Below are 23,193 nucleotides of genomic sequence, written 5' to 3'. Positions count from 1 at the left end.
CCTTCTACAAGCTGCACGAAACACAGCCATCAACTTCTGTTCCACTCAATGCCTTTTGCCGCAGACGGATATAATAAACACTTTTTATACCTTTTTTCCAAGCGTAAATTTGTGCACGGTTAACATCACGTGTAGTAGCTGTATCAGGAAAAAATAAAGTCAACGAAAGACCTTGATCTACATGCTGCGTCGCAGCAGCGTAAGTATCAATAATTTTTTCAGGCCCAATCTCATAAGCATCCTGATAGAAATCTAAATTTGTATTATCCATATAAGGAGCAGGATAATAAACGCGTCCAATTTTGCCTTCTTTACGAATTTCAATCTTTGAAGCAATTGGATGAATCGAAGAAGTCGCATGATTAATATAGGAAATAGACCCTGTAGGCGGAATAGCTTGAAGATTGCGATTATAAAGCCCATGTTCAATAACTGATTTCTTGAGTTCCTTCCAGTCTTCTTGATTTGGTATAACGATGTTATTACGCTCAAAAAGCTCTTGTACAAGTGGAAATTGTGGTTTCCATTCTATTTCAATATATTTTGAAAAAAAACTGCCATCTGCGTAAGCTGACTTTTCAAATCCCACAAATACTTTCTGACGTTCGCGTGCAATTAAATTGGAAGCACGCAGTACGTGATATGCCACTGTATAAAAATAGATATTAGTGAAATCAATAGCTTCCGGCGATCCATAATAAATCCGCTCACGTGCTAAAAAACCATGCAAATTCATTTGTCCCAAACCAATTGCATGGCTTTCGGAATTGCCCTTTGCAATAGAAGGTACACACGCAATATTACTCATATCAGAAACAGCAGTAAGAGCACGAACAGCTGTTTCCACTGTCCAACCAAAATTACTGCTTTCCATCGCTTTTGCAATGTTCATTGAACCAAGATTACACGATATATCATTCCCAACTGTACGATAAGTTAAATCTGCTTCCAGCTCACTTGCTTCATTTACCTGCAAAATTTCTGAGCATAAATTACTCATATTAATACGGCCCGCTATCGGGTTGGTTCTATTAGCTGTATCTTCAAATAAAAGATATGGATAACCTGATTCAAACTGTATTTCCGCTAATGTCTGGAAAAAAACACGCGCACTTATTTTCTTCTTACGGATTTTTGAATTATCAACAAAAGATCGATAATGTTCCGTCAAAGAAATGTCGCTAAAAGGTTTTCCCATAACCCGTTCGATGTCATAAGGCGAAAACAGATACATATCCTCATTATTACGTGCAAGTTCAAAAGTAATATCAGGAATAACAACACCAAGCGAAAGAGTTTTGATTCTAACCTTTTCGTCAGCATTTTCGCGCTTTGTATCTAAAAATGTCATAATATCTAAATGATGAGCATGTAAATAGACAGCACCAGCACCTTGTCGCGCACCAAGTTGATTAGCATAAGAAAATGCATCTTCTAACAATTTCATCACAGGCAAAACACCAGATGACTGATTTTCTATCTGCTTGATCGGTGCCCCTGCTTCTCGCAAATTAGTCAAACAAAGCGCAACACCTCCACCACGTTTTGAAAGTTGCAAAGCTGAATTAATTGAGCGCCCAATCGACTCCATATTATCTTCAACCCGCAATAGAAAACACGATACCAACTCACCTCGTTGCTTTTTTCCTGCATTTAAAAATGTTGGTGTGGCAGGTTGAAACCGCCCTGTAATAATCTCATCAACCAAACACTCAGCAAGAGTTTTGTTGCCTTGCGCTAAATATAAAGCAACAAGGCAAACACGATCTTCATAACGCTCAAGATAGCGCTTTCCATCAAAGGTTTTTAGCGTATAACTGGTATAATATTTGAACGCCCCCAAAAAGGTAGGAAAACGAAACTTAAATGCATAAGCACGTTTAAACAGCTTTTTGACAAAAGAAAAATCATAAAGCTCAAATAACGCTTTTTCGTAATAACCTTCTTCTATCAGATAATCTATTTTTTCCTTCAAATCATGGAAAAAAACCGTATTTTGATTAACATGCTGGAGAAAATATTGCCGTGCAGCAAGACGATCCATATCAAATTGAATATGACCATTTTCATCATAAAGGTTAAGCATTGCATTGAGTGCATGATAATCTGTAATTTGATCCGGCTTCTGAAGCCCTTCCATATCTATTTTTTCCAAAACTTTTCTAATCCCTTTTTAACAAAAATAACGTCTTCATCTGTTCCACGCAACTCAAAACGATAAAGGCAAGGCACAAAACATTTTTCAGAAATAATCTTGCTCGCTAAACTATAATTACAACCAAAATTACGATTTCCGCCTCCAATTACTCCACGAATTAATTTACGGTTTTCTATTTCATTAAGGAAATGAATAACGGGCTTTGGCACCGCCATCCTACCTTCTCCATCTGCATAGGTAGGTACGACCAATATATAAGGCTCCCTAACCAACACAGATGGTTTTTTTTTATCAATTTTGAAAAGCTGTTGACCTAGCTGAGAAACGAAATACTCAGTATTACCCGTTACACTCGAATAATAGACAATAAGCCCCATTAGCCACAAAGACCATTAATCATATCTGGTCTAAAACCCGACCAATGATTTTCACCACATACAACTACAGGAACCTGACGATACCCTAGAGATTGAATAAAATTATAGGCTTGTTCATCACGTGAAATATCAACGACACGATAATTAATACCTTTAGCATCGAAGGCACGATAAGTAGCATTACATTGGACACAAGATGGCTTACTATAAATAGTTATAGACATTCTCTTCAACTTTCATATTTCAAAAAAAACAACCTAAAAAAGTTTACTCTGACAATTTATACAAATACTTACAAAATAATAAAAACAGTAACTTTCATGTAAAATACACGCAGCTATATTTTAGTTACAAATAAATACAAACCTTAGATATTAAGTTATGACACTCCATTACTAAATAATAAAAACTTGATGCTAACAAATGGTCATTTCACAATAATCAGTTACAAAACAACATTTTTAACATCTTACTTTACTCATTTTCCATTCCCCTCTCTTACTGTTTTTATAAAAATAGTAAGAGGATGTTCCTTATACCCCTCTAGGCTTCTCACATTGCAAAAAGGTTTTCGATTTATAAATAAAAAAAGCCCCCCTTCGCTAAACAAACATTTTAGCGGAACTACTACTTAATTATTCATAATACAATTTTGCTATATTGTAGAAGCAGTCAGAGCTTCAAAAATGCGTGATATTCCCATTTGTGCTCATTTAAAATCATCAATCATTTCGATACTATATATAGTATACACGCACGTTATTTCGTCAAGAAAAATTCAACCATTATTGTGAATTTTCCACGATCTTCCCACCAAAGTATATAACCTTCAAAAACATATGCAATGATATAACATTTCATTGACAAATGTAACTATATAACATAACTTATGTAGGAAGAATAAAAATGGTATGGATATGTGCTTATATTTCAACAATGTAACACTAGGTTATGCAAATAGGACAATAATAAAGGATTTTTCAGCAAAATTAACAGTGAACTCATTAATCGCAATAATTGGTGATAATGGTTCTGGAAAATCTACATTGCTTAAAGCCATCGCAGGATTGATTAAGCCTATTAGTGGCAAAATTACAAAACCAATGAAAAGCCGTATCGCTTATCTTGCCCAACAGTGTGAAATTGACCGAACGTTTCCAATCAATGTAGAAACACTTATAAAGACAGGACTGTGGTCTTTTTGTGGGTTATTGAAAAACCAGCGCTCTTATCAAGATAAAATTAAAAATGCACTCGAAATAGTTGGGCTTACAGAGCTCGCTAATCGTTCGCTTGATACACTATCAAGTGGTCAATTACAGCGTGCTCTTTTTGCACGTATTATTGTACAGGATTCTGATATCATATTGCTTGATGAACCCTTCAACGGGGTGGATCTTAATACCCAAAAAGATCTTCTTACACTAATTACTCATTGGCAAAAACAAGGACGAACTGTTCTTATGGCACTACACGATCCCCTTATTGTTCAAGAACATTTTCCCAAAACGATTCAAATCAATAAACAATGTGCCTTTTATAGAGAAACAACACCACTCCTCACCCCTAGTGACCATCATAGCGTGCCATTTTTCATACCCAGTTTTTCCCCTAACAATTCACCAAAACAATATTTCCCCGTCAGTGATTCTAAGTAGATTGGATCATAATACGTGTACGAATTTTTCCTTGCACCTTTCATTGATTTCAAATTCATGCAAAATGCCTTAATCGGTTCGACTCTATTAGCCATTAGCGCCTGTCCTATTGGTGTATTTTTAACACTGCGTGGAATGAGCTTAATAGGCGATGCTATGTCTCATGCTATTCTTCCTGGTGTCGCAATTTCCTTTCTATTTTATGGGTTTGACCTCATTCCTATGGCTATTGGTGGAATCATAGCAGGCATTATTGTCGCGTTAGCAACTGCCTTAATTTCACGCAATGGCTTTCAAAAAGAAGACGCATCAATGGCAGTCTTTTACCTTATTGCGTTGGCAGGAGGAGTGATTATTATTTCACTCAAAGGATCAACTGTTGATCTTCTTCATTTTTTATTTGGTTCAGTTCTTTCTATTAACACAGAAGCCCTTTGGTTAATTACCACCTTAATGTTAATAACAATGAGCAGTCTGTGTATTTTCTGGCGTGCTCTTATAATGGAAAGCCTTGATCCATTGTTTTTTAAATCACTTTCTCCCTTAGGAAAATATATTCATATATTATTACTTGGACTTACGGTATTTAATCTGGTTGGTGGTTTCCACTCACTAGGAGCTTTAATGTCAGTCGGCATTATGATGATTCCAGCCATCACGGCTCGTTTTTGGCTTTCGCGGTTAGGACCTATTTGTGTGCTATCTATCATCTTAGGAATAATTTCTAGCGCATTTGGTCTACTACTTTCTTTTCACATGTCACTTCCCTCTGGCCCTACTATTATTTTAGTTGCAGGATTTATCTATATTCTCTCTTGCTTTATAAGCCCACGCGGCCTTATTGCAGCACGGTTCCCTCGTTTTTTTTATATCTCTTCTTCATCATAGGAGAACAATATGCACATACGTGTTAAACAATTTGCCTTGTTCGGCTTTATTTTATTCTTCTCCTTTTTTTCATCTTCTGCTACTGCAAATAATAAAATTAAAGTTGTCGCAAGCTTTTCTATTCTCGCAGACTTGGTAGAAAATGTAGGAGGTGATCATATTTCCGTGACAACTCTAGTTGGCCCTAATGCAAGCATTCATACGTATGAACCCACTCCACGTGATGTAAAAGTTCTTAGAGACGCTCATATCATTTTTGTAAATGGACTCCATTTAGAAGATTCTATTAACCGAATCATCGCAGCAAGTAATACAAAAGCACTTCTTATTGAAGCTAGTGCCAATATTCCCGCCCTCACACTTAAAGATCAAGAACACGGTACAAAACATCATCGTCACAACAGTATTGATCCACACGCTTGGCAAGCTATCTCTAACGTAAAAATTTATGTTAAAAATATTGCTGTTGCTTTTTGTACAATCGATCACCAATCATGTGAAAGCTATAATAAAAATGCTGATGCTTATCTCCAAAAACTCGATACACTGCAAACAGCCATCACAACACAAATTGCGACCATCCCAAAAGATAAGCGTACCATTATTACATCTCATGATGCCTTTAGTTATTTCGCTTATGAATATGATTTTACTATACTTGCCCCTCAAAGTATTTCAACAGAAACAGAAGCCACTGCAGCAGATGTCGCCAACCTTATTAAGCAAATTAAAGCCAATAAAGCATCTGCATTGTTCGTTGAAAATATCTCCAATCCCCGCCTTATAGAACAGATTGCAAAAGAGACAAATTTGAAAATTGGTGGCATTCTTTATTCTGATGCATTATCGGAAAAAAATGGCCCTGCAACAACTTATCTGAGTATGATACAATACAATGTTAACACTATCATCAATGCAATACAGACTACTCAAATTATCAATAACTAAGATGTAAACAACAATTCAAAATAATGTTCAAAACTATCGACAAACATTACAAAAGCTCAACGACATCTTACTGAAGATAATAAATTTTACTGTATATTCTTATCTAAAAAATGCCGACTTCTTTTATATTTGATCGGTTCTCTATTCTACTCTTTTTTGAATTATTGTAGTCAATTACTTATAGTTATTATTGTACTCATTGGCATAATATTTCTAAAATGGTAAAATTGGTAAGCTTATACAAATTCGTTTGACCTTTTCATGGTTCATATTTAAATGAATTAACGCATTTCTGAAATGAACCATCATGGTATTATTTATGCATCGTAGTATATAATCTTGAAAGAACTGTGTTCCATTAATTCAGAAAAGGTGAATCATGAACCGTTTTTATTTTTCCGCAGCAGCATTTGCAATTGTTATGACTGCAGCAACAACGGGTTTCACGCAAACAAAAATCAGTTTTTGGCATTCTATGAGCGGTGAGCTAGGAAAACAAACTGAAAATTTAATTAATGATTTTAATGCAAGCCAATCTGATTATGAAATCATTCCTTCATTTCGCGGAGAATATGAAGAAAGCATGGTCTCACTTATTGCAGCATTTCGCGGAAAACAGCAGCCTGTTCTTGCCCAAATTTATGAAATTGGTACGAGTACCATGATGGCTGCAAAAGGTGCAATTTATCCACTTTATCAACTCATGAATGACACAAAGCAAGAATTTAACTCTGCAGACTATTTGTCTACCATCAGTAGCTATTACTCTGATGAGAAAGGACGAATGCTTTCCATGCCATTCAATGCTTCAACACCAATTCTTTTTTATAATAAAGACATTTTTAAAAAAGCAGGACTTGATCCAGAACAGCCACCCAAAACATGGCAAGATGTCGAAAATTTTTCCAAAAAAATTCTTGACAGTAAAGCAGCAAGTTGCGGTTTTACAATGGCTTATGCAGCCCAATGGATTGGTTTAGAAAATTTTTCAGCATTACATAATATCCCCTTCGGAACAAAAGAAAACGGTTTTAATGGGCTTGATTCAGAACTAACAGTGAATGGACCTTTGCAAATACGTATGTGGACTGACCTTAAAAAATGGTCAGATCAAGGTATTTTTCGCTACGGTGGCCCAGCTGGTGCATTAGATTCAGCTCCAATGTTTATGGCACAACATTGTGCAATCTTTATACAATCTTCAGGGTCGCTTAACGGCATCATTTCAGAAGCTCAGTTTAATGTTGGAGTTGGTATGCTGCCCTATTATGCTGATGTGCAAAATACACCACAAAATTCAATTATCGGGGGGCTTCTATTTGGGTTTTAAAAGGTCATACACCTGAAGAATATGCAGGAGCAGCGGCCTTTCTCAAATTCCTCTCGCGGACAGATAATCAAGCAAAATGGCACCAGACAACAGGCTATCTCCCCATCACAAAAGCTGCTTATGAGCTAAACAAAGAACAACATTTCTATGAAAAAAACCCAGGTGCAGATATCGCTATTCAACAAATTGATCTCAACCCACCAACAGAGAACTCAAAAGGAATAAGGTTTGGTAACTTGCCACAAATTCGTTCTATCCTTGACCAAGAATTGGAAGCTATTCTTAATGGCTCTAAAACACCTAAAGATGGATTGGATAAAGCGGTTGAACGCGGCAATAAGCTTTTACGTGAATTTGAAAAAGCTAATCATTAAGATTTCATGATTATTGCTAAAAGCTAAAAATTCGACTTTAAAAGCCGATTTTTCCAACTTTCTTTTAATTTCTCTTCCAACGCCTCTTACTAAAGAGCACTGCAAATGCAAGAAAAACATGCATATTTTAAAAATAGACTACTTCCTTATTGTCTACTCTTTCCTCAGCTTGCTATAACTTTCTTGTTTTTCTTTTGGCCTACTGCCCAAGCAATAAAATCATCTTTTGAGCGTGAAGACCCATTTGGTTTAACCACAACTTTTATTGGATTTGAAAACTACATAACAGTTCTCTCTGATCCAATTTATATAAAATCATTTCTTACAACCATAATATTTTCTGTCTCTGTTACTGTTGTTTCAATGACAATATCGCTTCTTTTAGCAGTTTCAGCTGATCGCATTATTCATGCAAAAAAGGCTTACACAATACTCTTGCTCTGGCCTTATGCGGTTGCCCCCGTAGTAGCTGGTATATTATGGTTGTTTATCTTCCACCCAACTATTGGAATTGTTCCTTTTCTGCTTGAGAAAATAAATATTATTTGGAATCACCGTATTAATGGTACTCAAGCAATGATCATTATTGTGATTGCTGCTAGCTGGCAACAAATTTCCTACAATTTTCTCTTTTTTCTAGCTGGACTTCAATCTATACCACAATCTCAAATAGAAGCAGCTGCCATTGATGGCGCTGGTCCCTTTAAACGATTTTGGACTATAGTCTTCCCACAACTTTCACCAACAACCTTTTTTCTTCTTGTTATCAATATCAATTATGTCATGTTCGATACATTTGGCATTATTGATAATATAACTTTTGGAGGACCTGCGCATGCAACAACCACGCTTGTCTATAAAATATATAACGACGGTTTTAGAAACCAAATAATCGGAGCATCAGCAGCGCAATCAATAATCTTAATGTTTATGGTTATTGGCTTAATACTTATCCAGTTTCGCTGGATTGATCGCCGTGTACAATATTAAGGAAAGAAATTATGGTTGAAAATCGCCCTTTTTTGACATTTCTGACCCATCTTATCCTCATTGTTGGCATTATTATTATTTGTTTTCCAGTTTACATTGCTATTATTGCTTCAACTCATAACTCAGCTGCATTTAGCTCGGGAACACTCCCTCTCCTACCAGGACAATATACTTTAGAAAATTATAAAACCATTTTTGGTGATGGTCTTGCGCAACTTGGTCTTCCAAACCTTCTACCACTTTTAATAAACTCACTCATAATGGCAATTGGTATTAGCGTTGGAAAAATTATTATTTCGCTCCTCTCTGCTTACGCAATTGTCTATATGCGCTTCCCTTTTCGTAAAACGGCTTTTGCTCTGATTTTTGTCACATTAATGTTACCCATTGAAGTTCGTATTATTCCAACATATGCAGTCGTTGCACAATTAAACATGATAAATACTTACAGTGGAATGATTATTCCATTGATTGCTTCAGCAACCGCTACATTTTTATTTCGTCAATTCTTTTTGACTGTTCCCGATGAACTTTTAGAAGCTGCCCGCGTTGATGGCGCAGGACCATTTAAGTTTTTTAAGGATATTCTTTTGCCTCTTAGTAAAAATAATATAGCTTCTTTATTTATTATCATGTTCGTTTATGGATGGATACAGTATCTTTGGCCTCTACTTGTTATGACAGATCAAGACCACCAAACTATTCTTATTATCCTAAAACAACTTGTTGTAGAATCACTTCAACATGATCCCCAATGGAATATCCTTATGGCAGTATCAGTTGTTGCTATGGTACCACCTGTTTTAGTTGTCATCTGCATGTATCGGCTTTTTGTTAAAGGCCTCATTGAAACGGAGAAATAGCTGTGGCTATCATTCAGTTATCAAATATAAAAAAACAATATGACAATGACATTGTGGTCATTAATGATTTAAACTTAACCGTTGCTGATAGCGAACTTCTTGTTATTGTTGGTCCCTCAGGATGTGGAAAATCAACTTTATTACGTATCATTGCTGGGCTCGAACAAGTCACCTCAGGTGAGCTCTATATTGATAATGAACATATCAACGATTATGAACCAGCTGATCGTGACATTGCTATGGTTTTCCAAAATTACGCACTCTATCCACATATGACAGTACGTGGAAACTTGGAATACGGCCTTAAAAATCGAAAAACACCCAAAGAAGAGATTAATAGGCGCGTTACACATGCTGCAAAACTTTTGGAAATAGAGCCATTTCTTGATCGTAAGCCACAGCAATTATCAGGAGGGCAACGTCAACGTGTTGCAATGGGACGTGTCATTGTTCGCCAACCACGTGTTTTTCTTTTTGATGAACCGCTTTCAAACCTTGATTCAAAATTGCGTACACAAATGTGTATTGAAATTAAAAAACTACAACGTTCACTAAAAACAACCAGTCTCTATGTTACCCACGATCAACTAGAAGCTATGACACTGGCTGATAGAATCGTCGTTATGAATAAAGGAGCTATCGAACAAATTGGAACACCGATGGAAATTTACGATTATCCAGAAACAATATTTGTTGCGAACTTTATTGGCTCTCCCCCTATGAATTTTCTTGATCGCCAAACTCTAGAACAACATTTAAATAGTTCATTTTCTTGTAGCGAACAAACTGATATTTTAGCATTTAGACCAGAAGCAATTTTGTTAGGTGAGCATCCAGACAAAGGTCCAGTTTTTCATACGCATATTGAACTCATCAAATTTGTAGGAACAGGGTGTCATGTCTTAACACGTTGGAATGATACCGTTTTCACGGTTGATATAAAAGAGCGCCTTACAAGTAATTATGGGCAAAAATTAAATTTCACCGTTCCCAATCAGAGTTTTCACACTTTTAATAAGATTACAGGAAAGCGCACATAATTACAAAAGCTTAATTTAAAGCTCATAAGCTGTATCAGAAAATGTTCATTTAACTAACTTTCGTCTTTGTCATGACATATAAATTATAATAGAGACTGTTTTTCCTGTTGTGAACGTAATTGTAAAGCAAGATCAGGTTGATCTGTTGTAATATAATGCACAGGCATATCAAGCCAATGTGATAAACGAGCCTTCCCGTTTATTGTCCAAACACCGACAGTAAAACCAAAATCGAGTGCAGATTCAATAAAGTTTCGCGATACAGTTGAACCATCTAGACTCAGATCAGAATACCCCAATTGTTTCCATTTAGAAAAATGACAAAACATATCACCTTCAAAATTATCTATACATGGACCAGATGGTATTCCCGCCTCAACAAAAGGACGCAAACAAGCAGAATCAAAACTAATTGCTGAAACTTGTTTTGCCAAATTTCGGCTATTAATCAATCCAAGAGCTTTTTGAGATAAAATATATTCACGCTCAACCGCACCACATGTTTTAATTTCAAGATGCAGTGCAACATTTGTTGGTACTAAAAGATCTAATAATTCTTCTAATAAAGGAGGAGACTCAGTACTACCTTTTACACATAGTTGTTTACGCGTTTCATTATCAATATCATGAATATAACCTTTTTGCCCCACCAATTGCTCAAGACAAAAATCATGAAATACAACTACCTCACCGCTTTTAAGGAGATGAATGTCACATTCAATTTCATCAACTCCCAATGCAATTGCGTGACGAAATGCTGAAAGTGTATTTTCGCAATAGAGACTAGATCCACCGCGATGAGCAACAATTTTTGGTTTAAACATAGATATTTTACTTCCAAACTTCACACTATATCAGTTAAAAATAAGATGAGGATTAAAGACAATATCAACTCAAGAACACTTACTCCCCAAGCAATTATCCTTTTCCTTCAATTGCATTAAATACCACCTTTCAACAATTTTATTGTTCAAATACTTGCATTTGATCCTAATTATTCCCACTCAATGGTACCAGGAGGTTTTGAAGTTACATCATAAACAACACGATTAATACCTCGAACCTCATTAATAATACGCGTTGCTACCTTGCCTAAAAAATTCATATTATATGGATAAAAATCAGCAGTCATACCATCTACAGATGTTACAGCACGAAGAGCGCAAACAAATTCATAAGTGCGTCCATCACCCATAACACCAACAGTTTGAACAGGAAGAAGAATAGCAAAAGCCTGCCAAATTTCGTCATAAAGACCCGCTTTACGAATTTCATCAAGATAAATAGCATCCGCTTCACATAAAATTTCTAATTTTTCAGGCGTTACTATACCTGGACATCGAATTGCAAGACCAGGACCTGGAAAAGGATGACGACCGATAAATTGTTCAGGCAAACCTAACTCTCTCCCTAAAGAGCGAACATCATCTTTAAACAATTCACGCAATGGCTCTACAAGTTGCATATTCATTCGCTCTGGTAATCCACCCACATTATGGTGACTTTTAATTGTTATTGCATCACCAACAGCTGAAATACTTTCAATAACATCTGGGTAAAGTGTTCCTTGAGCTAAAAACTGCGCACCACCTACTTTTTTTGCTTCTTCTTCAAAAACTTCAATAAAAAGATGACCTATAGTTTTGCGCTTTTTCTCTGGATCTGTTTCACCATTCAGAGCATTGATAAACCTATGAGCAGCATTAACATGAACAAGCTTTATATTATAATTATCGCGAAACAATGTAAGAACTTCTTCAGCTTCATTCTTACGCATCAACCCATGATCTACAAAAATACATGTCAGTTGCTCTCCTACCGCTTCATGAAGCAATACAGCTGTAACCGATGAATCCACCCCACCTGAAAGACCACAGATCACTCGACTTTTTCCGACTTTTTTGCGAATCGCAGCTATAGCCTGATCACGATAAGCAGCCATGGACCAGTCACTTTTAAGACCAGAGATTTTATAAACAAAATTTTGCAAAAGTTTTATACCATCTGGTGTATGGACAACTTCAGGGTGAAACTGCACTGCGTAAAAATGCCGTTTCTCATCAGCAATGGCGGCATAAGGAGCACCTTGCGATGTTCCGATTACACGAAAACCTTCTGGCAAAGCTGTTACGCGATCACCATGGCTCATCCATACTTGTTGACACGACCCTTTTTCCCAAACACCATCAAAAAGCGCACTTGCCTCTTTTACTTCCAAAGAAGCACGCCCAAATTCACGCTCATGTCCAGCTTCAACTTTTCCACCAAGTTGAACACACATAATTTGCTCACCGTAACAAATACCAAGAACTGGAATGCCGGCTTCAAAAATTTCTATCGGAGCACGCGGTGAACCATCATCAACAGTCGAATAAGGACTACCCGATAAAATAACAGCTTTAGGCTTAATACTTTTGAACTTCTCCAAAGCCAATTGAAAAGGAACAATTTCGGAATAAACGCCTATTGCCCGCACTCGCCGTGCAATCAGCTGTGTAACTTGTGAACCAAAATCAATGATAAGAATAGTATTTGAATGCGATGTACTCATAGAAAACCAATCAATAATTGCAAAGAATAGCAAATGAGATTTATGATTTAATCTTTCTCTTTTCACAAGCCTTTTGGCATTAGAAAAATATCATTGTTATACAATTTAAAATAAAAAACGTGGAAATATATCTTCAATGCTTCTTTTGTAAAACAGCTAAAAAGAAACCATCTGTCTGAGTTGATGCTGGCGATAGAGTCAATCCATAATCTGAAAACATTGGTTGTATAGTTGAAGAACTAAAATGTCGCTGCCAAAGTGCACGCAAATCTACAGAGCAGAAATTGGAATGTTGTTGAAGAAAACGGGAAATTTGCTCTTCATTCTCATCTATAAAAAGGGAACATGTAATATAAACTAAACGTCCATTCGACTTAAGATAAACCAATGCTTCATTCAAAATAGCGAATTGTTCTGCTTGACGCTGTTTTACTTGTTCTAGTGTCAAACGCCATTTTGCATCTGGGCGACGGCGCCATGTTCCTGTTCCACTACATGGAGCATCTAATAAAACTATATCCATCTGACCTACTAGTGGCTTTAATTCTTCTACATGCACCCGTGATTGTACATTATGGATACCAGCTCGGCGAAGACGATTAAAAATAGGAGTTAAGCGGACTTTATTTGAATCATAAGCATAAATTTGCCCCCGATTATTCATATTGGCAGCCAACGTTAATGTTTTTCCACCAGCTCCTGCACAATAATCCAATAACTGTATACCTGCTTTCGCTTCTGTAAGATGAGCAACAATTTGAGATCCCAAATCCTGTACTTCAAAGTGCCCTTTTTGGAAAGCGGGTTCAATTTGCACATTAGGATGACGACCAAATTTTTCAATTGGTGCAATTCTTAAAGCTTGTCTAAACCACGAAAAAGGTTGAACTTTTATTTTTGCTAATTCTTTGAGCACCTTCTCTGGTGTTGCTTTTAAACTGTTTACTCGTAAATCTAATGGAGGACGTGTTGCTAAAGCAGCAGCTTCAGTTACCCAATTGTCAGCAAATAAGGGTTGAAAATGAGCTTGACACCATTGGGGAATATCACCACGAATATAGTCTGGTGCATCAAATAGCTGACGTTTTTGCCATGAATGACGCTGTTCAGGGGCTAATAATTGTGGTGCAAATCGGTCTCCTTCTAAAGTACTATCAATCTGTTCAATTGTCATTGCTCCGGTATCTAACAAAGCTCCAAAAGCTATGTTCCGAATATCATCACTATCCATACGCCATTGTAATGAATAACGTCGTCTTAAAACATCATAAACAATTGTACCAACTGCTGCACGATCACTCACTCCAGCAAAACGATGAGAAAGCCCCCAATCTTTTAGAGCTTCACTTGCAGGACGATGCCGCATCTCTATCTCTTTTAGAACATCTATTGCTGCTTGCAAACGTCCACCTAATCGCAATTTATTGTCCTATTCAAATACTATCAATAAATAATTAAATTAAAAACTTTAAATGATCTTCTCCATTTTCAGCTATAATCTTAAAATAATTCCCCAATTTATTATTGAAAACTGAATACTTCTCACTGTAAGCTAGAATCTTATTCTGAAGAAAGATAGAATTATTATTTCTATAATATAGATCTTAACGAAGATTATAAATCTCTTCTATAAGCAATAACATTGGGACATAATATAATGACAAAACCGATACTCGCTCTTATTGATTCTTCAATTTATGCAAAACATGTATGTGACCTAGCGTTATGGGCTGCTAAATCTATGCAAACAACAATTCGGTTGTTGCACGTCTTGGACAAATCGGAAGAAGAAATTAGCTTACCAGATACACAACAAGCCGACAATAACACACTAAATCCATCTGACTTAAAACAACAAGATACCACTCTTGCTAAAGCACTCTTTGCGCAAAAAGTTGGACAAACAGCTTTGGAAGAAGCGAAAGATTATCTCAATTCTCAGAGTCATATTGAAATTGAAACACGCCTACGTCATGACAGTCTTATTGATGCATTGAATACTTATAATACTCAATCTTCACTTATTGTTATGGGAAAACGTGGTGAACAAACAGCACCTGATAAAAAACGATTAGGGCTCAATTTTGAAAATGTTGTACGTTCTTCTGAGCTTCCAATTCTCGTTGCTTCACGTCATTTTCGCCCAATTCAAAGAGTTCTCATAGCTTTTGACGGTGGCCCTTTGATCATGAAAGCCATTGATTTTATTTGTACACGAAAATTTTTTAATAACCTAACCTTTGTATTAGGTATGGCAGAATTGCAAACACAAGCTGTGCAAGACAGTTTCAACGAAACATTAGAGCGATTACAATCTGCTCAAATTAAAGTTGAACCACTTAAAACAGAGGACAGTCTTGAACAAATGATTCTTCAGAACATTCAGACACTTCATCTTGATATGCTAGTTATGGGAGCTTTTCATCATTCTAAAATGTATAATTTTTTATTTGGCTCTAAAACTCAGACTATTATCCATAAAGCGCCTATTCCAGTTATGATTGCAAGAGAATTATAAAGTTCTCTTCACCTTGGAAAATAAAAATAAACACTGAATGACTTAACTAATAGTTTTGAAAACTAAACGGTTAACATTATGAAAAAACGCTGTTTGTTTAGAAAAGCTCTTGCCACCACTATATTTATCTCATTTCAAACAAAGCACAGATGAACTTTTTCAAAAATTCTCGGAACTACTATTTGATATGACCGTTCCTCTATACTGGCATATGCCAGATAGTTAAAAAGGAGAAAATTAATGAATACTCATAATAATGGGAAAATAGCTGCATCTAAAAGCAACCAGAATACAATGTCTTCACATAGTAGAAAGAAATCCGCCCAAAATAATCAGGCTAGCGATCGCCACTGTGCATTAAAAGCAGGACGGAAAAATATGAAAAGCTAATTTTAAGATAACCGCTAGAAGGAATTGGAATAGTAACACTCAATTCCTTCTTTCGATAAATTTGGAATCGCAATACATAGGACTGCGCACAAATGATAGATATCATATCATTTTTTCAAAAGAACGCGTGGTATTGATATAACAATAACGCCAAATTTAGTTATCAAACAGGACCACGATAATTTGGGCTTTCCCGCGTAATAGAAACATCATGTGTATGACTTTCATAAAGGCCAGCATTCGTAATACGAACAAATGTCGCTTTTTTACGAAATTCAACTAAATCTTGTGCTCCAACATAGCCCATTGAAGCACGTAATCCACCAGCCAGCTGGTGTAGAACTGATGCTATAGGACCTTTATAAGCAACTTGCCCCTCAACACCTTCAGGTACCAGTTTAAGTTCATCCTGAACCTCAGCTTGAAAATAACGATCTGCCGATCCTCTCGCCATAGCAGCGACAGACCCCATACCCCGATAAGCTTTAAAAGAACGACCCTGATAAAGATAAACTTCTCCAGGGCTTTCATCTGTACCAGCTAAAAGAGAGCCAATCATAGCAGCACAAGCTCCGCCTGCCAAAGCTTTAGCAAAATCACCTGAAGTTTTGATACCACCATCAGCAATAATGGGAATCCCTGCTTTATCAGCAACTTCTACAGCATCCATAATAGCTGAAAGCTGAGGTACACCAACACCTGAAACAATCCGCGTTGTACAAATAGAGCCAGGCCCGATACCAACTTTTACCGCATCTGCACCACTATCAATTAAAGCTTGTGTTGCTTGCGCAGTCGCTACATTACCAGCCATAATAGTTGTAGAAAGCGCCATTTTTTTAATACGTTCAATCGTTTCTAACACACGCTGAGAATGTCCATGAGCTGTATCAATCACCAATACATCAACGCCCGCATCAACTAATCGTTCAGCTCGTTCAATCCCATTATCCCCTACACCACTGGCAGCTGCAACACGTAAACGACCTTGAGAATCTTTAGTAGCATTCGGATGTAACCGTGCTTTTTCAATATCTTTGACTGTTACTAAACCAACACAGCGATTTTGCTCGTCTACAACCAATAATTTTTCAATACGGTGATAATGTAAAAGACACTTCGCTTCATCCAGTTGAACATTTTCACGTACTGTGATTAAATTTTCATGCGTCATTAATTCACGGATTTTTTGTTTTGGATCTGATGCAAAGCGCACATCCCTATTGGTTAAAATACCAACTAGCTTACCAGAAATTCCACCCTTAGCTCCATTTTCAACAACAGGAATACCTGAAATACCATGAGAGCGCATTAAATTCTTTGCCTCTTCCAGTGTCGCATCTGGCCCAATTGTTACCGGATTAACAACCATACCGGATTCAAATTTTTTCACTTGACGGACTTCTTCAGCTTGCTCTGTAGGAGACATGTTGCGATGAATAACACCAAGACCCCCAGCTTGAGCCATAGCAATTGCTAAACGCGATTCTGTCACCGTATCCATTGCGGCAGAAAGTAAAGGCAAATTTAATTCAATATCGGCTGCAATACGTGTTTTAAGATCCACTTGGCTAGGCATAACAAGCGAATGGCCAGGTTGTAGAAGTACATCATCAAAGGTAAGCGCCAACACACCTGTTTTGGTTTCAACAATTTTTGTCATAGCCAAATTCCTTTAATAATAAAACACTGGCAAATAAATATAAAATGCAGCTGTAGTTTTTATGCGCTGTGAATTTGGCAATGAATTATGCCATGTTGCAAACAAAATGAAAAGAAAAATAAATATTTTTTCTAATATATTCTTGTATAAGCTATAATTGTGATTCAATTGGCAACCAACTCATTATCTTTGCAAATGCGCGACGCTTAAAACTGCTTTCTGGTTCATAATCAATACTATATTGTTTTTCATTTTCAATAAAATCCCAATAAATACGATCATTATCCCCAAGACGTAAACAATAACTCATTTCACCTGTTGTTTCCTCTAAAAAAAGCAAATCCAACATAGCTGTAATTGGTGCACACTCAAAAAGAATACCCATTTCTGTATTCAATGAAGCTGATCGAGGATCAAAATTTAAAGATCCAATAAAAGCAGTTTTATGGTCAATTAAAAAAGCTTTTGTATGTAAACTTGCTTTACTTGATCTAAACAACCACAACCGGTGGGAACCTCCATCTGGTTTTAATTCATAAAGTTTAACACCACTTTTCAATAAAACCTTACGATAAGGTGCATAACCACTATGCACCACCACCACATCAGTAGCCGCTAAAGAATTAGTAAGAATTCTAACATCAACACCTTTTGACACCAAACTGCTCAAATGCTGTGTGCCTGCTTTACCAGGAACAAAATAAGGTGATGTAATTTGGACTGTTTTTTTTGCACCTTCAATAACTTGTGAGAGTACCTCCATCAGCCAATTGCCTACTTTTTTGCCTAATGCTTTTTCTGGAGGATCAGAAAGAACTTCAACTTTATCTGCTAGAAATAATCGCTTTCCAGTTTGGATAAAATATTCAAAACTGATATATTTGTTGACATAATCTAAATAAACTTTTGCGACTTTGGAGTGACGAAATTTGTGCAACTTATCTTTCCAATCGTCAAGGTTATTTGTACTTTTTGGAACTACTAAAGCATGAATTGGTAAAACTACAGAACTATTCCAAAAATCATCAAAGATAGTTTCTACTTTTTTTACCGATGGACCAATTAACATCAGGTCTAGATCTCGGAAACTTGCCTCCTTACCGGCATCAAAATAAGAATCTGCAATATTGCGTCCTCCTACAAAAGCTACCCGTCCATCTACAATAAAAGCTTTATTATGCATTCTGCGTGTTACAACAAGTGCCCGCAATATAATCTCTAGACCGCGACGTAAACCACCACTGCGCGCTCGCCCTGGATTAAACATTCTAACTTCAATATAAGGATGTTTATTAAGCGCAATATAAGCTGGATCACGCCCCTGAGCATTAATATCATCCAAAAGAAGACGCACGCGCACACCACGATCAGCCGCTTCCACCACTTCGCTAAGTAACAAACGCCCTGTTAAATCATCGTCCCAAATATAATACATCAGATCAAGACTGCGTTCAGCCTGTGCTGCCGCCATTGTACGAACACAAAACGCATCTAAATTGCTAGTAATGAGTGAAAGAGCATCTTTGTCGACCCCTAATCCATTCGTCTCTTTTGCTAATCGACTCACTATACAATCAAGCTTGGTCGCATCTTTCTCGACATTAAACGCATAAGAATACTCCTTTATCGTACTTTTGGTAAAACAGCCATAAGCGTAAATTGCCAATATAAATGCTGTAGTAAAAAAGATAATAGATCCGATAATAATATTTAACAGAATCAAAGTGATACACTTTCTACTTTAAAAGCTATTGCACATTCATAAATACGTGCTCTAACATCAAAATCAACGTTTTTATCATTCAATTGATATAATAAGTAGAATCTTATTATTTGCTTGAAAATATAACCTACCACATCAGTGATTCTAAAATTCTGTATCCGACGCAAGAAAACATGAAATGTCTGTTTATTATCTGTAAATGCAGTCTTAACTTCAATACCACAAGCTTTAAGCAATAAAGCTAATGAGAATATCCTCAAATAAAATTTCATATTTATTAAGTTAAAATAAAAACATCGATTGAAAAATTACTTCAAATTTAGTCAGTTATATCGCAAATGATACTTCTAAAAAAACAGAAGTCTTCGTATTACCACTATTAAAAACCGTATTTTTATGAATGGAAATCTATTATAGATTTTCCTTCTATTTTTGACTGTTTGTCACCCTCGTATTCTTCTATTTTACGATAAAGTGTAGAACGCCCTATACAAAGACGGCGAGAAACCTCACTCATACGTCTTTTATAATGTTTAACTGCTTTTTCAATAATATCGCGTTCCATATCCGCAAAGGTACGAACATGTCCTTCAGAATTTAAAAATTGTATAGACGTTTTTTCAGAATGTTTTTGAACATGATTATACATAATACTTGGAACACCAAGTAATGAACTTCCCATTAATTGTGGAAAATCGCGAACAGTTAACAAAGGCCCTTCACTGAGTAAAACTGCGCGAAATAATAAATTTTCAAGTTCACTATGGTTACCAGGCCAATCATATTGCATAAGTAATGAAATAGCTGATCCCGCCAAACCATGTATATGCAATCGTCCTGTTTCAGTAATGATGCGATCAATCAAACGCTGAGAAATTTCTGGAAGATCATCCCTTAATTCTCGCAAAGTAGGAACATTGATATATAATTGGGAAAAATGTTCAAACAAACCATGAAAAAAAACGTCATCTTTAACTAGATCTTCAAGTTGTGACGTTGATATGGCTATAATGCGAAAAGGAGGCTTTTCATTCTTTGTGGTCTCTGCTCTCTCTTTTAGATAATGTGCAAAACGTTTTTGCTGTATGGGCTCAAGTCGATCAATATCACAAAGGCAAAGAGTCCCCTTTTCAAGAGAAGAAACTAGGGGTAAAAATTCTTTAAACCATATGTGTTTTTCTTGCTCTGGATCAATAACAGGTAAACACTGGAAGCGGATAAAAGGCCCTTCTGAGAATAAACTTTCACAGTGAATAATGTGTGCTAATGTTTCACGACCAGTTCCTATTTCACCTTTTATCAAAAGATTCTGTGGAGAAATAGCAGCACTTTTTGATTGTTCTAAGACCACTTGCATTGCACTGCTTTTTGTATAGAGATCAGAAAATCGTAAATAATTTTTATTTCGTCGTTGAATATAATAAACTTCACGCTCTAATGCAGAAGTACGTGAAAGATTATTCAATGTAATTCTCAATCGTAGTGGTGTAACCGGATAAATCCAATAATCAATAGCTCCAGCTCTTAAAGCTTTTTGAAGTGATTCTTGATTATCTTGCTTTGCTATAACAATAATAGGAACAGAAACTCCAGCAGCTCTAATTGTCGTAATCAAATCACTTATACTTAAATCACTCATAACAACATCAAGCAGTGCAAGCATGACATTTTTACGTCTATGTAAAAGGTCGATCGTACGCAGACTATTTTCTGCTTCAATGACACGATAACCAAGATCTCGGAGCATAGCAGAAAACTCTATACGCTTTCCGTGATCTTCACTCGCAACAAGAATAGGACCAACCATAATTTAATAATCTCCTCTGAGACTACTAAACAATATTAATATGAGAATTATTGTAAATCATAAAAAATATTTTACCTTTTGTATCACGCGTGTTAAATTTATTATTTCAATAATTAACAACATTAAGATATTTTTTCCAATTCTTTGCTTTTTCATTATTTTTCAGCAAAAGCCTCAATATTAATTAATAAAGTAACTTAATAATAATAATCTTAAGTTTATTATAAATAATTGAAAAGCAACATAAAATAAATAGAGTGAAACAAATGCAATATATCTGCCGCATTTTATGTCTTACAATTACTATTTTGGCGATAGCAGCCTGCAGCCTTCCACACCATTATGGGCAACACCCGACCGTAGAAAATATACCAACTGGAATTGATGGTGAATGGATTGATAAAAACGGTATTATTTCTTCTTTCCGTAATGGCACTTTTGAAACACGAGCAGCAGATACAAAAGAAAAATTATCAGAAGGCACTTACAATTACGTCAATGCTCAACATGTAGAAATTGAAATACGCTCAATTCTCCGTGGAACTATATCTAGAGCTGATTGTAGATTATCAAATGACACAATGCAGCTTTTTTGCACATCAAGTACTGGATTACAATTTTTTCTCAACCGTCAAATTTAAATGAAAGTCAAAATTTTATTTAAATTTACAAAATAAACTCATAAGAAAGTGTAATTGCCCTTCCTAATAGAGCTTTAAAATTAATGTAAACATTACACATATCTGGCTGATAAACTCGCTATACAATCTTAAGATACGTAAACAACAGCCCTTTAACAATAATAACTTAACGGAGTAATTCTATATTTAAAATTGCTTCTGTTATTATTAAATTCACCTTAACTTGCGCATTAAAAATTTTACCTGATATCGGCACCTATTAACTCAAACAGCACCAACACGCAAAAGATCATGAAAATGAACAATCCCTACGGGTTTTTTATCTTCGATGACAAAAAAAGCACCAATCTGATGATCATTAATAAAAGCTGTCGCAGCACCAACGAGTGTATCTGGGTTTACAATTTTAGGATCCTTTGTCATTACCTCATCAACATTGAACTTTGATAAATCACAGTGAATATTACGCGCAAGATCGCCATCCGTTACAATTCCAATTAATTCACCTTTTTGGTTTATAACACCAACACAACCAAAATGTTTTTCAACCAAAATATTTACAGCTTCAGTCATAGGTGCACCCTGTATAATCAAAGGAAGACTATCACCTTGATGCATAATATCGCGCACATATTTAAAGTTTGCACCAAGCGAACCACCAGGATGATAAATTTTAAAATCTGTTGCGCTAAAGTCATGCCTTTCTAAAAGAGCAACAGCTAATGCATCACCCATTGCCAATTGCATAACTGTAGAAGTTGTCGGAGCAAGCCCATGAGGACAAGCCTCTTCTATCTTTGGTAATAATAATACAATATCAGCTTTTCGCCCTAATACAGAGTGCTCGCCAGATGTCATTGCAATAAGTGGGATACGGAAACGCGCAGCATGGTTTATAATGCCGCTTAATTCCATAGTTTCACCTGACCATGACAAAGCAAGAATAACATCATCAGAACTAATCATACCAAGGTCACCATGATTAGCTTCTGCAGCATGCACAAAAAAGGCAGGCGTCCCCGTTGAGGCTAAAGTCGCAGCAATTTTTGTTCCTATATGACCACTCTTACCAAGACCAGTAATCACCACATGACCCTGAGCATTACTAATGGTCTGAACAGCTTTTTTAAAAGAATCTGAAAGGTGGCTTAAAAGAGCTTTCTCAAGAGCTTCAAGCCCTTGTTTCTCACGAGAAATAGTTTTAAGTGCCGATGTAATTGCACCTTGTAAAGCCAGCATATTAGAAGACTGTATCATCATAACTAAATTTGATA

At 36.1% G+C, this 23,193-nt stretch carries 19 protein-coding genes and 1 pseudogene; 10 read left to right on the top strand and 10 right to left on the bottom strand.

Translation table 11 applies throughout. The annotated features are described in order from the left end of the window. Window positions 1-4: 4 nt before the first annotated feature. Genes nrdE through nrdH form a run of 3 tightly spaced genes read right to left on the bottom strand, consistent with a single transcriptional unit; the run spans window position 5 to window position 2,759 of the window. Window positions 5-2,155, bottom strand: coding sequence for a class 1b ribonucleoside-diphosphate reductase subunit alpha (gene nrdE, locus BWD121_RS00800; protein ID WP_078662974.1), 2,151 nt, complete (start codon window positions 2,153-2,155; stop codon window positions 5-7). After that, window positions 2,143-2,535, bottom strand: a complete 393-nt coding sequence (gene nrdI / locus BWD121_RS00795; protein WP_078662973.1) for a class Ib ribonucleoside-diphosphate reductase assembly flavoprotein NrdI — start codon at window positions 2,533-2,535, stop codon at window positions 2,143-2,145. The genes nrdE and nrdI overlap by 13 nt, the downstream gene beginning before the upstream one ends. Then, window positions 2,535-2,759, bottom strand: coding sequence for a glutaredoxin-like protein NrdH (gene nrdH, locus BWD121_RS00790; protein ID WP_007477950.1), 225 nt, complete (start codon window positions 2,757-2,759; stop codon window positions 2,535-2,537). Before nrdH ends, nrdI begins: the two co-directional genes overlap by 1 nt. A gap of 693 nt (window positions 2,760-3,452) precedes the next feature. Between nrdH and BWD121_RS00785 the strand changes: the two genes are divergently transcribed. From BWD121_RS00785 to BWD121_RS00755, 7 genes and pseudogenes are all read left to right on the top strand, one after another. Further along, the gene (locus tag BWD121_RS00785) at window positions 3,453-4,193 is read left to right on the top strand and encodes an ABC transporter ATP-binding protein (RefSeq protein ID WP_078664035.1); all 741 of its coding nucleotides are present in this window, start codon (window positions 3,453-3,455) and stop codon (window positions 4,191-4,193) included. 15 nt (window positions 4,194-4,208) lie between these two features. Beyond that, window positions 4,209-5,081, top strand: a complete 873-nt coding sequence (locus tag BWD121_RS00780; RefSeq protein ID WP_078662972.1) for a metal ABC transporter permease — start codon at window positions 4,209-4,211, stop codon at window positions 5,079-5,081. Window positions 5,082-5,090: 9 nt separating this feature from the next. Further along, window positions 5,091-6,029, top strand: coding sequence for a zinc ABC transporter substrate-binding protein (locus tag BWD121_RS00775; protein WP_078662971.1), 939 nt, complete (start codon window positions 5,091-5,093; stop codon window positions 6,027-6,029). 379 nt (window positions 6,030-6,408) lie between these two features. Then, window positions 6,409-7,733, top strand: a pseudogene (gene ugpB, locus BWD121_RS00770) (sn-glycerol-3-phosphate ABC transporter substrate-binding protein UgpB). Between the two features lie 105 nt (window positions 7,734-7,838). Further along, complete coding sequence (gene ugpA / locus BWD121_RS00765; RefSeq protein WP_078662970.1) at window positions 7,839-8,723, top strand: sn-glycerol-3-phosphate ABC transporter permease UgpA; 885 nt, start codon at window positions 7,839-7,841, stop codon at window positions 8,721-8,723. 11 nt (window positions 8,724-8,734) lie between these two features. Continuing rightward, a complete protein-coding gene (gene ugpE / locus BWD121_RS00760) occupies window positions 8,735-9,586 on the top strand; it encodes a sn-glycerol-3-phosphate ABC transporter permease UgpE (RefSeq protein ID WP_078662969.1) in 852 nt (283 codons plus the stop codon). Window positions 9,587-9,588: 2 nt separating this feature from the next. Continuing rightward, on the top strand, window positions 9,589-10,626 hold the full coding sequence (locus BWD121_RS00755) for a sn-glycerol-3-phosphate import ATP-binding protein UgpC (protein WP_078662968.1): 1,038 nt from the start codon (window positions 9,589-9,591) through the stop codon (window positions 10,624-10,626). Between the two features lie 83 nt (window positions 10,627-10,709). Here the strand turns inward: BWD121_RS00755 and BWD121_RS00750 are convergent, their stop codons facing one another. The 3 genes from BWD121_RS00750 to BWD121_RS00740 form a co-directional block, all read right to left on the bottom strand. Then, window positions 10,710-11,450 (bottom strand): glycerophosphodiester phosphodiesterase, encoded by a 741-nt coding sequence (locus BWD121_RS00750; RefSeq protein ID WP_078662967.1) that lies wholly within the window; start codon window positions 11,448-11,450, stop codon window positions 10,710-10,712. A 170-nt stretch (window positions 11,451-11,620) separates the two neighbouring features. Further along, complete coding sequence (gene guaA, locus BWD121_RS00745; RefSeq protein ID WP_078664034.1) at window positions 11,621-13,177, bottom strand: glutamine-hydrolyzing GMP synthase; 1,557 nt, start codon at window positions 13,175-13,177, stop codon at window positions 11,621-11,623. 133 nt (window positions 13,178-13,310) lie between these two features. Further along, window positions 13,311-14,597 (bottom strand): RsmB/NOP family class I SAM-dependent RNA methyltransferase, encoded by a 1,287-nt coding sequence (locus BWD121_RS00740; RefSeq protein WP_078662966.1) that lies wholly within the window; start codon window positions 14,595-14,597, stop codon window positions 13,311-13,313. Between the two features lie 237 nt (window positions 14,598-14,834). Here BWD121_RS00740 and BWD121_RS00735 point away from each other — a divergent pair, with 237 nt between their 5' ends. Both BWD121_RS00735 and BWD121_RS08340 read left to right on the top strand, forming a co-directional pair. Then, the gene (locus BWD121_RS00735) at window positions 14,835-15,695 is read left to right on the top strand and encodes a universal stress protein (protein WP_078662965.1); all 861 of its coding nucleotides are present in this window, start codon (window positions 14,835-14,837) and stop codon (window positions 15,693-15,695) included. A gap of 240 nt (window positions 15,696-15,935) precedes the next feature. Beyond that, window positions 15,936-16,085, top strand: a complete 150-nt coding sequence (locus BWD121_RS08340) for a hypothetical protein (RefSeq protein WP_197684852.1) — start codon at window positions 15,936-15,938, stop codon at window positions 16,083-16,085. A 163-nt stretch (window positions 16,086-16,248) separates the two neighbouring features. On the opposite strand, the gene guaB is transcribed toward BWD121_RS08340, so the two are convergent. The 3 genes from guaB to BWD121_RS00715 form a co-directional block, all read right to left on the bottom strand. Further along, window positions 16,249-17,748, bottom strand: a complete 1,500-nt coding sequence (gene guaB, locus BWD121_RS00730) for an IMP dehydrogenase (RefSeq protein WP_078662964.1) — start codon at window positions 17,746-17,748, stop codon at window positions 16,249-16,251. A gap of 151 nt (window positions 17,749-17,899) precedes the next feature. After that, window positions 17,900-19,471 carry a phospholipase D family protein gene (locus BWD121_RS00725; protein ID WP_078662963.1) on the bottom strand — a complete coding sequence of 524 codons (1,572 nt, stop codon included), beginning with the start codon at window positions 19,469-19,471 and terminating at the stop codon, window positions 17,900-17,902. 394 nt (window positions 19,472-19,865) lie between these two features. Further along, window positions 19,866-21,278 (bottom strand): sigma 54-interacting transcriptional regulator, encoded by a 1,413-nt coding sequence (locus BWD121_RS00715; RefSeq protein ID WP_078662961.1) that lies wholly within the window; start codon window positions 21,276-21,278, stop codon window positions 19,866-19,868. Between the two features lie 266 nt (window positions 21,279-21,544). Between BWD121_RS00715 and BWD121_RS00710 the strand changes: the two genes are divergently transcribed. Next, on the top strand, window positions 21,545-21,919 hold the full coding sequence (locus BWD121_RS00710) for a hypothetical protein (protein WP_078662960.1): 375 nt from the start codon (window positions 21,545-21,547) through the stop codon (window positions 21,917-21,919). A 264-nt stretch (window positions 21,920-22,183) separates the two neighbouring features. On the opposite strand, the gene BWD121_RS00705 is transcribed toward BWD121_RS00710, so the two are convergent. After that, window positions 22,184-23,179, bottom strand: a complete 996-nt coding sequence (locus BWD121_RS00705; protein WP_078662959.1) for a KpsF/GutQ family sugar-phosphate isomerase — start codon at window positions 23,177-23,179, stop codon at window positions 22,184-22,186. Window positions 23,180-23,193: the final 14 nt, after the last annotated feature.

Origin of the sequence: Bartonella sp. WD12.1 (assembly GCF_002022415.1) — a bacterium.
Classification (GTDB): Bacteria; Pseudomonadota; Alphaproteobacteria; order Rhizobiales; family Rhizobiaceae; genus Bartonella.
Note: the sequence above shows the minus strand (reverse complement) of the source record. Positions and strands in the feature narration are given on the sequence as shown.

Bases quoted from the DNA above. Each gene is read 5' to 3' on its own strand.
- guaA (WP_078664034.1), bottom strand. From the start codon at position 13,177: ATGAGTACATCGCATTCAAATACTATTCTTATCATTGATTTTGGTTCA.
- BWD121_RS00710 (WP_078662960.1), top strand. From the start codon at position 21,545: ATGCAATATATCTGCCGCATTTTATGTCTTACAATTACTATTTTGGCG.
- ugpA (WP_078662970.1), top strand. From the start codon at position 7,839: ATGCAAGAAAAACATGCATATTTTAAAAATAGACTACTTCCTTATTGT.
- guaB (WP_078662964.1), bottom strand. From the start codon at position 17,748: ATGACAAAAATTGTTGAAACCAAAACAGGTGTGTTGGCGCTTACCTTT.
- ugpE (WP_078662969.1), top strand. From the start codon at position 8,735: ATGGTTGAAAATCGCCCTTTTTTGACATTTCTGACCCATCTTATCCTC.
- BWD121_RS00775 (WP_078662971.1), top strand. From the start codon at position 5,091: ATGCACATACGTGTTAAACAATTTGCCTTGTTCGGCTTTATTTTATTC.
- nrdH (WP_007477950.1), bottom strand. From the start codon at position 2,759: ATGTCTATAACTATTTATAGTAAGCCATCTTGTGTCCAATGTAATGCT.
- BWD121_RS00705 (WP_078662959.1), bottom strand. From the start codon at position 23,179: ATGATGATACAGTCTTCTAATATGCTGGCTTTACAAGGTGCAATTACA.
- BWD121_RS00750 (WP_078662967.1), bottom strand. From the start codon at position 11,450: ATGTTTAAACCAAAAATTGTTGCTCATCGCGGTGGATCTAGTCTCTAT.
- BWD121_RS08340 (WP_197684852.1), top strand. From the start codon at position 15,936: ATGAATACTCATAATAATGGGAAAATAGCTGCATCTAAAAGCAACCAG.
- BWD121_RS00785 (WP_078664035.1), top strand. From the start codon at position 3,453: ATGTGCTTATATTTCAACAATGTAACACTAGGTTATGCAAATAGGACA.
- BWD121_RS00735 (WP_078662965.1), top strand. From the start codon at position 14,835: ATGACAAAACCGATACTCGCTCTTATTGATTCTTCAATTTATGCAAAA.
- nrdI (WP_078662973.1), bottom strand. From the start codon at position 2,535: ATGGGGCTTATTGTCTATTATTCGAGTGTAACGGGTAATACTGAGTAT.
- BWD121_RS00715 (WP_078662961.1), bottom strand. From the start codon at position 21,278: ATGGTTGGTCCTATTCTTGTTGCGAGTGAAGATCACGGAAAGCGTATA.